Genomic DNA, 13,678 nt, shown 5'->3' on the forward strand with positions numbered 1-13,678 from the left:
TATCGAATAATTAAAGGCAAGGTAACACTTCAAGTTGATATTGAGGTGTTGTAGACGTCGGTGGGGCGTAGCGCACAGCACAGGCCGTCATGTCGGTTTCTCCTCTAACTGTGACAAAAAGCTCACGACGAGGATCGCCATCAGGATGACGCAAAATAATCCAATCGGAATCATTTGTTGCAAGCTCTTGAACTAACTGACGAAGGCTGGTGCTATCGGCATCAGGGTAGCCATATATGAAGGTGCAACTTTCAGAACCACCAATATTACAATCGGTAAAAGGAAGGTCATGTTTGGGGGTCTTACCATCTGCATTTATATTTGAGACGTATCTTAAATGCTCTAACCCTTCTATCGCCATTTTTCCATACCCGATGGCCAGTGCTCCTTCGATAGCTCCTTTCATGCCTTCTAATCGAGCATTGCGCGCGTCCGTTTGTAAATTCAAAAATCGAGGGGCAGCTGTGACCGCTAAAATGCCGAGAATGACAATCACGACAACGAGCTCTATAAGAGTAAAACCATTATTTTTTTTCATAAAATTGTTTCGCAGAATTTTGGTAAGGGGTAATGGTGCTGTTTGATTGCCGTATTATACAATAAAGTTCCTATTTTGGTATTTATGAAAAATAATTTTAGGTATTAGTTTTTATTAATTACCCACAAGAGCGAGGTTCGCTTCGATAACCAGAAGAGCATTGCCATGATGAATGTTTTAGTTTTGGCTAGATATGGTATCTATGTCGACAAATGTAAGCTAAAGTTTTGCTAAACCAAGCAGATACATAACTATTCTTATTACAGCGTAGAACCTACGAAGTCAGTTTGAGCGAAAGGGATTGGAAGGAATATTAAGCCCCCATGGAAAAAGAAGTAGCTGAGCAAAAACGTCAATATTATCGGTTAAAATACCCGAAAAAAGCACGACCTTTGATAAGAATCGGAGATCAGTTGATCCCTGTGAGTGAAGTTTCTGAAAAAGGTATACGCATTGTTAGACATGATTTTTCAGCTTTATATAAAGGGCTGATCATGGCTGGAATTTTACGTTTGCATGGTGATCGTCAGATTCCTGTTCAAGGGCCAATACTGCGTTTTGATGGTAATGAAGTCATCATTAAACTAGATGAAGGTATAACCTTTAAAGATATGTTTGAAGAACAGCGTTATATTCGACAAAAATACCCGGTTCATTTTACTAATCAAAATAGGCAAACAGATTAGGTAATGATTGTTGTTTCAAGTCTCTTCAACCTCCTACCGTTCACCTCAGGCCATAAATAAATGTGATTGGGAGTCGCTTTTGGTCATCTTATGAGAGCGTTTCCCCGTTAGCCAAGGTACATGAGTGAATATTTGTGACTCTAGCCCTGCATATTTCAAATAAAAATCTGTCTAAAAGCACAATTAAGCATCAAAATACTGTTATCAAAATGTAAATGGAATTTGATGTGAGCATGAGAATTACCCAAACCGCTCCTAAAAACTTGATGGATAGCTCTGGAAAACCGATGGTTGGTCAATTTGATGGCATACCACAAGATCTTGGTGTTGAGCTCTTTCGCTATAAGAATGAAATGGATAACTCCGCAAGTCGTTGGAGACAATATTTCGATTATAAGCAATTTCAATTTGTTAGTGTGATTTCTGATAATTACATTATCGGAGTCGCACTTGCAGACATTCGTTACCTCGGTTCTGCTTTTTGTTATGTGTATGACATTCAAAATAATGCACTCATCGAGGAGACTTGGCTTCGACCATTTTCTATAGATACGGCAACGTCACCTTCCCCCTACTCATCGGTCGCACACATTGGCGGAAAAGACGTTCAATTTAACATCGTTGACGGACAATGGCAGGTGGTCCTCAACACTAGGAATGTGAAAGCAGATCTTCGTTTACTCCCTTTTCCAAATCAAAGCTTACCACTATCGATGTGTACACCAACTGGCTATAACGGTTGGACCTATACTCAAAAACACAATGCTTTACGTATTGAAGGCAACTTATCGGTTTTAGATAATAACGTTGATTTGACTCGATCATTGGCTAGTTATGACTTCTCTGCTGGTTATATGCGACGTGAAACGAGTTGGCGCTGGGCAAGCATTAATCACAAAGCAAAAGGCACTACATTAGGCTTAAATTTAGCGGCTGGCGTGAACGAAACTGGTAGTTGTGAAAATGTATTTTGGGTGAATGGTGAGCGTCATTTGTTGGGGCCTGTCCATTTTGACTTTGTTCGTTCAAATGATAAAGAAGCTCAAGAACCAACACGGTGGCGAATCTATTCTGATGATGGGCAGGTTGACCTTGAATTTCAATCCATTAATTGTCGCTCAGAGAAACTCAACCTGTGGTTGCTTAAAAGTAATTTTCGCCAGTTTATCGGACACTTTTCTGGATATATTCAAGATGACCAAGGAACGATTCATCGCTTGAATAATGCTATAGGCTTGACTGAAGATCATTTCGCTCGTTGGTAAAAAAGGAGGTTAAAATGGACCTTAACCGTTTGATAGATAATCCTGAGTGGCTTCTAATGCTGCTTGCTCCTCTATTTGTAACGTGCATTTTGGCTGAATATTTTTTGGGTCAAAAAAGAGGAAGCTTGCCAGAAAATGCTCGCTATCATTTCGCAGAGGTAGCATGTAATTTTATGTTAGCTGGAATGCACCAAGCGACAGATATTCTTCTTGGCCTTGCTGTTGCTGGTATCTATTTATGGCTTTTTGATTGGCGTATTTTCGATATCAGTATGAACTGGCAAAGTTTCATTGTTCTGATGATTCTGCAAGATTTCTTCTATTATTGGTTCCATCGTGCAAGCCACCGAGTCCGTTGGATGTGGGCCGCGCATGTTGTACACCACAGCTCTGAGCGAATGAATTTTAGTACGGCTTTTCGTCAAAGCTTAATGTACCCATTAGCCGGAATGTGGATGTTTTGGTTGCCGCTGGTCGTCATCGGTTTCGAGCCTAAATGGGTCGTTTTCGTAGTATTACTGAATCTTGGACTGCAATTTTTCGTGCATACTCAATGGATCAGGTCGTTAGGGGTATTGGAGTATATTTTTAATACACCATCACACCATCGGGTTCATCATGGACGCAATGCTCAATATATCGATAAAAATTACGCGGGCGTGCTGATCATTTGGGATAAAGTGTTCAATACATTTGAGCCTGAAGTTGAAACGGTTCGCTATGGTATTTCAAAACCCGTTAATAGCTTTAATCCTATTGTTGTCACGTTTTCTGAGTGGAAAGCGATGTTCCAAGAGTTGTTCGCGAGTCAGGGTAAACTGAAACATAAGCTGGGAATACTGTTTTCACCGCCATCGGATCATCCTCAAGATCAGCAAAGAGTTGAAGAGGTATCGTCATCAAAAGAACTTGGTTGCAAACATGAGTAGAACTTAGCTTAATGAGGTCGACTTTGGAGTGATACAGCATGAAGCTTTCTGAGTGATGATAAGGCCATGCCGTGGTAATCCATAGCATGGCCTTACTTATGATTGGTGTAATGATTCAATGACTAAGTGTGATCACCTAGCTGTACAGTCCAGCTCCTATAGACAAGATGACGCAGTTTAGAGCAATGAAAAATACCACTAGCGGTGCAATAAATTTCAGCCAAATAATGTAAGGGATACGTGCAATCGCCAGCCCACCCATGAGCACCCCGTAGGTTGGTGTGATGAACAGAATGGTACCGATACCACTCATAAACGCGGTAACCACTAACTCTCTTCCTGTATTTGCAAAGTCACTCAATGGCGCAAGAATTGGCATACTCATTACCGCTAGGCCAGAAGTGGATGGAACGATGAAAGAGAGAAGCATTTCAATCGCGTAGACGGTGTTGATGAATAGAATTGAACTCTTACCTGCCACAATACCTTCAGCGTAATGAAGAATGGTATCAGTGATGTTTCCTGCTTCCATTACCACTACGATCCCACGAGCAACGCCGACAATTAATGCAACGCCAATGAGATCTGCCGCGCCCGCTACAAAAGAGTTAATGAGGTCATCTTCACTCAGGCGGCCAATGATGCCACATAAAATCCCCATAAAAATAAATAGGGTAGCCATTTCGGCCATCCACCAGCCGAGAAGGGAAACGCCATAAATCATGATGCCAAAGGTAAGAATGAAGAGGAAAAGTACACCTTTTTGTGAGCCAGTCAGAAGGGGAAGGGTATCTGTGTTCTCTTTACCACTCAAAAAATGCGCTTCATTATCTTTACGCAGGTGAGCAAGTAGAGAAAGCTCAGGATTGTTCTGAATCTTTTTCGCATAACGCATCACATAACCAATCCCAACCACAAGAGCAATAGCAAGAATGGCAAAGCGCAACTCAACGCCACTCAAAAAATCGACGCTGGCCGCATTGGAGGCGATAACTGTACCGAATGGGTTGATTGTAGAACCTAATGTGCCAACGCCTGTTCCCACAAAAATAACAGCGACTGCCACCAATGGATCAAATCGAGCCGTCATAAAAATGGGGATAAGAAGACCATAGAAGGCGAGAGATTCTTCAGCCATACCATAAGAAGTACCGCCTAGTGCGAACAGAACCATGAGGATTGGGATCATGTAGATCTCTCTGCCTTTTAGTCGCACCATTACTCGCGCAATGCCAGTATCAATAGCGCCTGTTTTAGTCACTATTCCCAGAAAGCCACCCACCATCAGCACAAACAGGCTGACATCGATAGCGCCAATAACCCCGCTGACCGGATCATAAAAGCCGGAGATGGGAGCCATTAAAGTATCGAAGAAACCTTGAGGCGAGGATTCGATGACATGATAAGAGCCTGGTAGTGGAACTTCACGCCCCAATTGCTCATTCATTTCACGAGTGTATTTGCCTGCTGGTAATAGGTAGGTCAGTGAGGCAAAGAACGCGATCAGTAGAAATAAGATCGTGAAGGTGTTTGGAAACTTCTTAATTTTGAACATGTTGTATCCTTAACGAGGCGTTTCTGCTCGCAGTAGTCATAGGGACATTAGATAAAGTGTTTGGTGATATATTCAGAGGTCATGCACTGCAATACACCGCCATAGGAGAGTTCGAAGTCAATTAAACTTCCGATGTGATAGTTGTCATCACAGTCAGTAATATCGAGAATCAAGTGATCGCTACTACCGCCAATGACAATAATATTGCTGTCTTTTGGGGTCATTTGGTCGATATCAATATCTTGTTTACCAATGGCACAAATCGCGCGTTTGCGCAGGCCTCTGTCGATAAACTCAGGTCGTTGACCGAAAGCATCCAGAGCCGTAGAAAGAGTTGGAACAGAAGGTTTAACTTTGATTTCCACCACTTCTGCGGAGAGATCAAACGTATCTTGGCGAGTGTTTGGAATTGGATCGTCATTTAGTCCAATGCCCATCAAAATTGAAGCACCAAGCCTTAGCTGATTAATACCCTGAGGAAGTGCTCCACTTAGCATCAGAGGTAAACCTGCTGAGCTGGCACCAGAGAGGTACATTAAATGGATCTGATGTTCTTGCTCAATCTGTTGGGCTAAAGCGATCAGTTGTTTTTGATTATCGACACTCGGTTCAACTCCGCCATAACAAGCGAGATTAGTCCCAAGTCCGACAAGCTTTAAGCCTTCGAATGTCATGACTTGCCGTGCGAGAGCCAAGGTCTCTTCTTGGTAGAAAGCCCCTTCGCGTAGATCGCCCATGTCATGCATAAGAATCACTTGGTGAATTCTCTGTTGTTTAATGGCTTCAACTGAAAGGGCCTGAAGGGTTTCCAATTCAGAATTGAGAGAGATGTCGGCGTAACGAACCACATCACTGACGTCGCTGATCGCCGGGATTCTCAGTAGCATGGTTTCTGCTTGTAAATGGCGTAACTTTTTCAAGTTTTGCACTCGAGAATCAGCAAGAATACGAATGCCGCCATTCAGGATCGCTTGTCCAACCTGTGGGTATGCGCAGGCTAACTTTGTGACTCCAGTTGGGAAGACACCATATTTTTTGCTGGCGGATACAAGGTTTTTGGCGTTTTGAGTAATGGTATCTAAGTGGATATTAATGCATGGGTAGTCGCTCATGTAATTACCTTTTGGTAACGATATTATTTATATGCATTGAGCGCTTTTTAAGATTGAAGTTAAATAATCAGTTTTAGATACTTACTTTGTTGAAATTCGATGTAATAAATCGCAGTGAATAAAATTCACGGGATAAGCGTAATTATCCCGAAAATATTCATAAGGAGAAGTGGTACTTGAATTGAATTAAGTCGTTATTGCGTGCTGGTTTTCAGGTTTATTTATGTTTTTAGATGTATTTGAATCGTTATTTAAATGCACATTGTAAATTGCAGACATTAATTCTTTTGCCGCTAACGATAACTCTTTTGAGTTTAAGGTGGTTAAATGAAAATCGGCTAAGTACTCCAAAGAGGGGGCATTGATTTTTACCATTTCTCCTCGTTGCTCCCAAATAGCGGCGTAATGATCGGGTAAATACCCGACAAACGTTCCTGATAAAATCAGGTGAGCAGTGGCTTCCATGTTGGTGCTGCTGGCTAAGTGGAGTAAGTTTTCAGTGTCACTGAATGGCGTTATTTTATGGGTTAATCCGCGATCCACAATCGGAAATTGCAGAATGTCTTCAGTGGTAATTTCTCCGAGATTGGCAAGAATTGGGTGTTCAGGGGCACAATATAGACACTGTCTTTCATTAAATAGAAACTGATAATTTAAGCCATCTTTTTGTACTTCAGAGGAAGTAACCCCAAGTTCTATCGTACCTTCGAGTAACATCATTTCAATTTTGTAAGAGTCTAGAGCATCGGTATCGAGAGTCACCTTAGGGTGTTCACTGCAAAACAAACGAATCGCTTGTTGAATTTTGCATTTAGGATTGGTGGCAAGATTATCGGTGAGCGCCAGTCTAATATGACCGTGAGAGACTTTTCGAATGCAATCGAGTTGTTCTTCAAACTCAGAGATATGTTCAAAGATCCCCTTACTGAGTTGATATACTTTTTCACCATCGCTGGTTAAGCGAAACCCACGTCTTCCACGGTGACAGAGTGTCATACCGAGTCGTGTCTCTAAGTCATTCATGCGGGTGCTGATTGTGGATTGATGCATGTTCAATTTAAACTGAGCTGCTGAAAAACCACCTGAGTCTGCAATAGTTAAAAATAGCTGAAGAAGCTTTAAATCAATGTCGTGTATTTTACGCATCTAATATCTCTGCTTTTATCATTATAAGTATCCGAGTGATGGTAATGGTTTAATTAATGAAATTCTGAGAGATATCGCACTGGGTTATAATTATGAATATAGTGAAAGGTTAGAAAATAAATACAGCGGGTAGGGAATCAAAGTGGAACAATTATCGACGTTGACAAGACGTACAGCCTCGGCAAGCGGATCGAGTATGGCGATCCAAACGGCTTCGCTGAATTTTACAATATGCATTCTTTAATGCTCGGCGAGCAGAAAACCAATCATCTGGCTTTTCCAGTAGCAAATTTCCATTGAAGCGTTTTATCAGCGGCAGGCGGTACTCATCAATGAATTGGCTATCAAAACCTATATCGAAATAATCTAACGCTTGCTCAATAGAGGTAAAGCTAGCAATTTTTTGTTGAATATTTATCTGGCTCATATTGATGGGCTACATGAAATAGAAGGAGGTTTTGATGAGGCTAAAGAAAAAATCAGCCTCAGTCAAATGACAGAGGCTGATTAATATTAAGTGTGTTTAGCGTTGCTATTATCGATACATGGAGTATTCAGAGTTCAAACCTTTGATTAGGCTATAACACATAATGAGCAGAACAAAAGTGAAAGGCAAAGCGGTCGCAACAACACCCGATTGCAGTGCTTGAAGTGCTTCTTTACCACCAACCCAAAGTATCACAGCCGCGATAGAACCTTCGACACTTGCCCAGAAAATTCGCTGTGGGATTGGTGTTTCAACTTTACCGCCAGAGGTAATGCTGTCGATAACCAGTGAACCGGAATCTGATGATGTCACAAAGAAGATCAGGATCAATACAACCGATAATATTGAGATCACATTGCCAAATGGTAATACATCGTACACATGGAATAGACTCAGTGAGATATCGGTTAAACCATTGGCTCCAAGTTCACCGACTTTATTGATCATCTGATCAAGAGCAAGGCCACCAAATACAGCCATCCAAATCAATGTTACCAATGTTGGGATAAAGATAACTGCTGCTAAGAACTCACGAACAGTACGGCCTTTAGAGATTCGAGCGATGAACATGCCGACAAATGGGGACCATGAAATCCACCATGCCCAATAGAATACTGTCCAACCATGCATCCAAGTGGTGTCTTCACGGCCATGTGGGTTACTTAGAGGGAAAAAGTTTTCTGCATATGCCATTAGAGTCTCAGGTAATGAGATCATCGCAACGTCAAAGCTCACAACGGTCACGAAAATGAGCAAAGCAAACGCAAACAGCATATTGATGTTACTTAGCAGTTTTACACCACCATCAATACCACGAACCACCGACATAATGGCGACAGAAGTAACGAATGCAATCACAATGAGTTGCATCCCGATGCCACCGTCAGTGCCAAACACGTGGTTAATACCACTTGTGGCTTGTTGTGCGCCTAAACCAAGAGACGTTGCTAAGCCAAACAAGGTGGCTAGAACCGCCATAATATCAATGATATGACCAACCCAGCCCCAAGCTCTATCGCCAAACACAGGATAGAACACAGAGCGAATCGACAGCGGCAACCCTTTATTAAAAGAGAAAAACGCAAGCGCGAGGGCCACGATAGCGTAAATTGCCCATCCGTGAATTCCCCAATGGAAAATCGTTGCACCAAGAGCGAGTGATTTAGCTTCTTCGGTTAATGGTTCAACATTAAATGGCGTTCCCCACCAATCCGTGAAGTAAGCAGCAGGCTCTGCAACTCCCCAGAATAGAAGACCGATACCCATTCCGGCAGCAAATAACATCGCCATCCAAGAGACTCTAGAGTGTTCAGGCGTTGTGTCTTTACCACCAATACGGATTTTACCAAAAGGTGAAACAATCAAAGCAAGGGTGAAGAAAACAAAGAAGTTGGTTGCCCACATAAAGAACACATCGAAATCTTCGATGATGCCATTTTTGAGGTTGTTAAGAACCTCTTTTGCGGTACTAGGTTCAACAATAAGCATTGCTGAAAGGAAAAGGAAAATAAGTCCAGCACTAATGCCGAAGACAGGGTTGTGTATATCAAATCCCCATTTTTGAACGTTATCTTGCCCGACTTGGTAATCGGTTGTGTCGATACTGTATTTCTTAAAACTGCTATCCATAAATGATACTCAAACGTTTAATCCGTAATGCTTTTTGTTCAAAATTAAAAAGCGAAATGGTCTGTAAAAGTTAAAATAATTAGACCACTAAATAAAAATCAGCCGGGATATTAACAATAACCACATTATTATTCAATAAAAACCAGTTTTAGCGCACGTTTTGACTGTTCTATATGCTATTTAATGAAATAAAATGTTATGAGTTCTAATTATTAGTGGTCTATGGTTTGGGTGCGATTGGGCTCGGCCTGGATCAGTGGGCTGCGGTTGGCTAGAGGTAAATTGAGCTCAGAGTTGTTAGGCTATCGAGATATCCACATGGTTCATTATCGCTGCAGCAGAGCGTATACTCTTAAATCACAGACTAATGTAATAGAGTATTGTTATATGAATATTCGTAAGTTAAGTGGGATGCTTTTTCTACTCTCTTTTATGGGCTGTTCTACCGTTGAAACTACGCCGACTAACACCTCTCCTTCTACGGTTGCTGCTGATCCCGATAAAGCAGAAATTGAAACTTGGATAGATAAGAGCATCTTGGCTCCAGAAGGTTTATCGATAGAACAAAATCAGATTAAGTACCTAACGGGGAGCGTAGATCTGAATCGTGATGGAGACGTTGAGCATCTTGTATTAATACAAGATCGTTATTTCTGTGGTAGCGGTGGGTGTACCGCAGTTATGTTCGATAGTGTAGGTAAAGTGATTAATCGAATCACTGTAGCTCGAACGCCAATCACGTTAGCCAACAGCTATCGTAACGGATGGCAAGATTTTATCGTGTGGAGCAATGGAGCTTATCGATTGATGAGCTATAACGGTGAATCGTACCCGAGTAACCCTTCCCTAGAACCTAAAATAGACAGAGAAACAAGCGAAAAACTAGCTCAGATGAAAGTTGCCGAGACAGAATTGTATGCGCAAGATGGATATGATCTTCAGCCTGCCGATTCGACTGTTTTATGGACGCCCGCAGAAACTTATTATTTCACATTCAAACATTATGGTGACCCGTTTAGTTTCTATGATGCGACAGTCAATTTGGAGAGTGGAGAGATCGATATTGTGATAACACCTAAATCGGAATCAGACCTAAACATCAGCCAATAGCATCGTATTGTCTATAGCTCCGCCTCAATAGCTTCTATTGCCATCTTGACACTGATGGGGATTTGGCTGTGGAAAGGGTGTAGCGAATAGACATTGGATGGTGCCATTTCAAAGTTCGGCAGTACTTCTCTTAATCTATCTTGGTGTTTCAAATAGATTAATTGCGGCAATATACCTATACCTAATCCATTCTGAATTAGCGCTAAACTATTTTGAACCGTATTCACTTGGTGAGAGACGGTGAAAGCCAAAACATGAGTCTTGTCAGACCTTTTATTACTCAATTTATGAGTGATTTGTTTTGATTGCCAGTGATTAGCAATGTAAGGCTGCTTCTCTATCTCACTGTCGACAAATGTTGGATAATCTTGAGAAACACATAGCACATCTTGCACCGAACCAATCTTCTTCTGTTTCAAATTACTTAGCTTTGATTCGCCAACTCGAATAGCTAAATCAATCCCTTCTTGCATTAAGTCTAGGTGGCCATCATGGGCGATGAGATTGAGCTTTACGTCTTGATATTGCTTAAATGCAGAGCTTAGAGCAGGGATCACAATACTATTCATCAGCGCGTGTGGGGCCGTCACCGTCAGTTTTCCTTGAGGGGAATCTTGTTGATGTAAAATATCGCTCCATGCTTTTTCGGCTAACCGGTGCATTTCACAACATTGTCGATAAAAGTGTTCACCTGAAGCGGTGAGTATCTGTTTTCTCGTTGTTCGTTTGAGCAGCGGGACATCAAGATCGAGCTCTAATTGTTTGAGATGTTGGCTAATGACCGATTTAGAAAGGTCGAGTTTTTCTGCCGCTTTAGTGATTGAACCTGTCTCGACGATAGTCATGAAGAGAGTCATTTGTTTGAGTTTATTCATGCTAGCTAAATTCCATTGTTCTGTTTTATTAAACAGTATTTTCTAATTGGTCTGTTTTTCTTGCTTAATGATGCGCTTATAGTTGGCTACATACAAACATTTGGAGAAGAATAATGACTCAAGAACAAATTTTATCAGCATGCAAAGCTGGGATTTCAGCATGGCAACAAGCATTTAACGCTCAAGATGCAGCAGGTTGCGCTGCCCAATATGCGGAAGGAACCGTAATGGAAGCACGTCCATTCGGAACGTTTACTGGTCGTGAGGAGATCCAAGCTTTTTGGCAAAATATCATGGACCAAGGGTTTTCAGATGTGGATTATACGGATGTGACATGGGAGCAAATTGGTGATGGTGGCTACCTGTTAAGTGCAAACTGGACGATGAACAAAGCATTTGGCGTTGTTCATCGTGAACATTGGACGATTCAAGAAGATGGAAAAGCACGCTTGGTTGCTGATGACTTTGAAGTACAAGGCGAACGTTAATTACGATTTATGGTTTGAGTACAACGCCTAAAGTGAGAATCTTTAGGCGTTTTGGGTGGGTATTAAAGATCACCACAGTAACGTGGGTAATCAGTATAGCCGTGCTCACTTCCACCAAAGAGAGTGTTACCGTCCAACTCTGCGAGATGGTAACGGTTCTTTAGTCGTGATACCAAATCTGGGTTAGAGACAAACGGGCGACCAAAAGCGACAAGATCAGCATAGCCTTTGTTAAGGATCTCATTAGCGCGTTCTTGTGTGTAACTGCCTGCGACGATAATCGTATTGGTAAATATTTTTCGTAGCTCAATACGGAAGCTTTCAGGGATAATTGGTGCATCGTCCCAATCGGCTTCTGATAAATGTAAATAAGCAATATCACGTGCTTGTAATTCTCTTGAAGCTTCAAGAATAGTTGGCACAATATCTGGACAATCCATGTCTTTAAACGTGATGAAAGGAGCAAGGCGAACCCCAACTTTGTCAGCCCCAATCTCTTTGCTTACCGCATCAACCACTTCAAGCAGAAAACGAATACGGTTTTCACGAGTTTCGCCATATTCATCGATCCTATGGTTGGAGTTAGTTCGAAGGAATTGATCAATCAGGTATCCGTTACCACCGTGTATTTCTACACCATCAAACCCCGCTTCTATTGCACGTCTTGCAGAGTAGGCAAAATCTTGGATGACACGATGGATGTCATCGTGCGTCATTGCCCTCGGCTGAATGCAATCGACCATATTGCCGTTGCCTTGTTCATCTGCAATCCATACTTTGGTTTCAACAGGAGCAAGAGCAGAGGGGGCAATAGGTAATTCCCCTTTCTGGAACGTCGGGTGAGATACTCTTCCTACGTGCCATAATTGACAGAACATCGCAGCACCAGCTTGATGAGCCGCCGATGTGATTGGTTGCCATCCTTTGACTTGTTCATCTGTGTAAACACCAGGAGTGAATGAGTAGCCTTGAGAGTCGTCTGATATTTGTGTTGCTTCAGAAATAATTAACCCTGCAGTGGCTCGTTGCTTGTAATAAGTCGCCATCATTTCATTTGGAATGTTCCCCGGCTGGCTCGTACGTGCCCGAGTCATTGGAGCCATTACGACTCGATTTTGCAAGCCGATGTTTTTTAAGTTGGTTTTCTCAAATAATGTGTTCATGTTATTACCTTTCGCTCGTATTAGTTAATTAATGCGCCGCCATCAATATCGATGATTGAACCTGTCATATATGGATTTGTAATCGCCATCACATAAGCCATCGCAATATCTGAGGCTTGGCCAATGTGACCAACAGGCAAGCTCTGTTTTGCGTTGTCATACATAGATTCACGAGATTTTGTATCCATATTTTGATAAGCGGCTGTTGCTGTTAATCCTGGGCTTACAGCATTCACTCGAATTGGAGCCAATTCTTTGGCGAGCACCTTGGTCACCGCTTCTAAGGCGGCATTTATTGCTGATTTTGTATAAGTGTTGGCCACCACCTTTCGAGATAACATGCCCGTGGTAAGGGTGATTGAGCCATTGGGTTTTAGATAACGAGCTGCATGTTTAGCCGCGTGAATTGAGCCCCAAAATTTGGTATCAAAAGCTGATTTTGCTTCTGTGATAGCAACATCAATTAACCTCCCGGAGGGAGCCGATGACCCTGCTGTAACAACAAGATGATCAATTGGCCCAATCGACTCAAAATAATGATGAACTGATTTTTCATCACTGATATCTAGGCCAGTAGAGCGACTGACCACATGAACAGTATTATTTTCATGAGTGAAGTACTGAGCTACCGCCTCGCCAATCCCAGAAGTGCCTCCAATGATGACAAATGTGGTTTTTTCTTGATTCATAATGTG

Annotated in this window: 14 protein-coding genes; 5 read left to right on the forward strand and 9 right to left on the reverse strand. The window is 42.0% G+C overall.

Annotated elements, in window-relative coordinates:
• Positions 1-10: 10 nt before the first annotated feature.
• Positions 11-538, reverse strand: coding sequence for a type II secretion system protein (locus FCV43_RS17055; protein ID WP_017053709.1), 528 nt, complete (start codon positions 536-538; stop codon positions 11-13).
• A gap of 323 nt (positions 539-861) precedes the next feature.
• On the opposite strand from FCV43_RS17055, the gene FCV43_RS17060 reads away from it, so the two are divergent.
• The 3 genes from FCV43_RS17060 (at position 862) to FCV43_RS17070 (ending at position 3,418) form a co-directional block, all read left to right on the forward strand.
• On the forward strand, positions 862-1,224 hold the full coding sequence (locus FCV43_RS17060; protein ID WP_017053710.1) for a hypothetical protein: 363 nt from the start codon (positions 862-864) through the stop codon (positions 1,222-1,224).
• Positions 1,225-1,457: 233 nt separating this feature from the next.
• Positions 1,458-2,489 (forward strand): DUF2804 domain-containing protein, encoded by a 1,032-nt coding sequence (locus tag FCV43_RS17065; RefSeq protein WP_017053711.1) that lies wholly within the window; start codon positions 1,458-1,460, stop codon positions 2,487-2,489.
• 14 nt (positions 2,490-2,503) lie between these two features.
• A complete protein-coding gene (locus tag FCV43_RS17070) occupies positions 2,504-3,418 on the forward strand; it encodes a sterol desaturase family protein (RefSeq protein WP_136995852.1) in 915 nt (304 codons plus the stop codon).
• A gap of 136 nt (positions 3,419-3,554) precedes the next feature.
• On the opposite strand, the gene FCV43_RS17075 is transcribed toward FCV43_RS17070, so the two are convergent.
• The 5 genes from FCV43_RS17075 to FCV43_RS17095 all read right to left on the reverse strand — a co-directional run bounded on the left by FCV43_RS17075 (position 3,555) and on the right by FCV43_RS17095 (position 9,347).
• Entirely contained in the window at positions 3,555-4,973 is a 1,419-nt protein-coding gene (locus FCV43_RS17075; protein WP_136995853.1) for a YfcC family protein, read from the reverse strand.
• A gap of 47 nt (positions 4,974-5,020) precedes the next feature.
• A complete protein-coding gene (locus FCV43_RS17080; RefSeq protein ID WP_113796012.1) occupies positions 5,021-6,085 on the reverse strand; it encodes an alanine/ornithine racemase family PLP-dependent enzyme in 1,065 nt (354 codons plus the stop codon).
• A gap of 186 nt (positions 6,086-6,271) precedes the next feature.
• Complete coding sequence (locus FCV43_RS17085) at positions 6,272-7,231, reverse strand: LysR family transcriptional regulator (RefSeq protein ID WP_136995854.1); 960 nt, start codon at positions 7,229-7,231, stop codon at positions 6,272-6,274.
• Positions 7,232-7,382: 151 nt separating this feature from the next.
• Positions 7,383-7,658 carry a nitrogenase-stabilizing/protective protein NifW gene (locus tag FCV43_RS17090; protein ID WP_017053717.1) on the reverse strand — a complete coding sequence of 92 codons (276 nt, stop codon included), beginning with the start codon at positions 7,656-7,658 and terminating at the stop codon, positions 7,383-7,385.
• A 108-nt stretch (positions 7,659-7,766) separates the two neighbouring features.
• Positions 7,767-9,347 carry a BCCT family transporter gene (locus FCV43_RS17095; RefSeq protein WP_017053718.1) on the reverse strand — a complete coding sequence of 527 codons (1,581 nt, stop codon included), beginning with the start codon at positions 9,345-9,347 and terminating at the stop codon, positions 7,767-7,769.
• A 387-nt stretch (positions 9,348-9,734) separates the two neighbouring features.
• Between FCV43_RS17095 and FCV43_RS17100 the strand changes: the two genes are divergently transcribed.
• A complete protein-coding gene (locus FCV43_RS17100) occupies positions 9,735-10,457 on the forward strand; it encodes a hypothetical protein (protein ID WP_113796016.1) in 723 nt (240 codons plus the stop codon).
• A gap of 11 nt (positions 10,458-10,468) precedes the next feature.
• Here FCV43_RS17100 and FCV43_RS17105 read toward each other — a convergent pair whose 3' ends face one another.
• Entirely contained in the window at positions 10,469-11,332 is an 864-nt protein-coding gene (locus FCV43_RS17105; protein ID WP_017053720.1) for a LysR family transcriptional regulator, read from the reverse strand.
• Positions 11,333-11,445: 113 nt separating this feature from the next.
• Between FCV43_RS17105 and FCV43_RS17110 the strand changes: the two genes are divergently transcribed.
• Positions 11,446-11,820 (forward strand): YybH family protein, encoded by a 375-nt coding sequence (locus FCV43_RS17110; RefSeq protein ID WP_136995855.1) that lies wholly within the window; start codon positions 11,446-11,448, stop codon positions 11,818-11,820.
• 62 nt (positions 11,821-11,882) lie between these two features.
• Here the strand turns inward: FCV43_RS17110 and FCV43_RS17115 are convergent, their stop codons facing one another.
• Positions 11,883-12,983, reverse strand: a complete 1,101-nt coding sequence (locus FCV43_RS17115) for an alkene reductase (RefSeq protein ID WP_113796022.1) — start codon at positions 12,981-12,983, stop codon at positions 11,883-11,885.
• 20 nt (positions 12,984-13,003) lie between these two features.
• Positions 13,004-13,672, reverse strand: a complete 669-nt coding sequence (locus tag FCV43_RS17120) for an SDR family oxidoreductase (RefSeq protein ID WP_136995856.1) — start codon at positions 13,670-13,672, stop codon at positions 13,004-13,006.
• Positions 13,673-13,678: the final 6 nt, after the last annotated feature.

The sequence above is a fragment of the Vibrio genomosp. F6 genome (assembly GCF_005146325.1).
Classification (GTDB): Bacteria; Pseudomonadota; Gammaproteobacteria; order Enterobacterales; family Vibrionaceae; genus Vibrio; species Vibrio cortegadensis.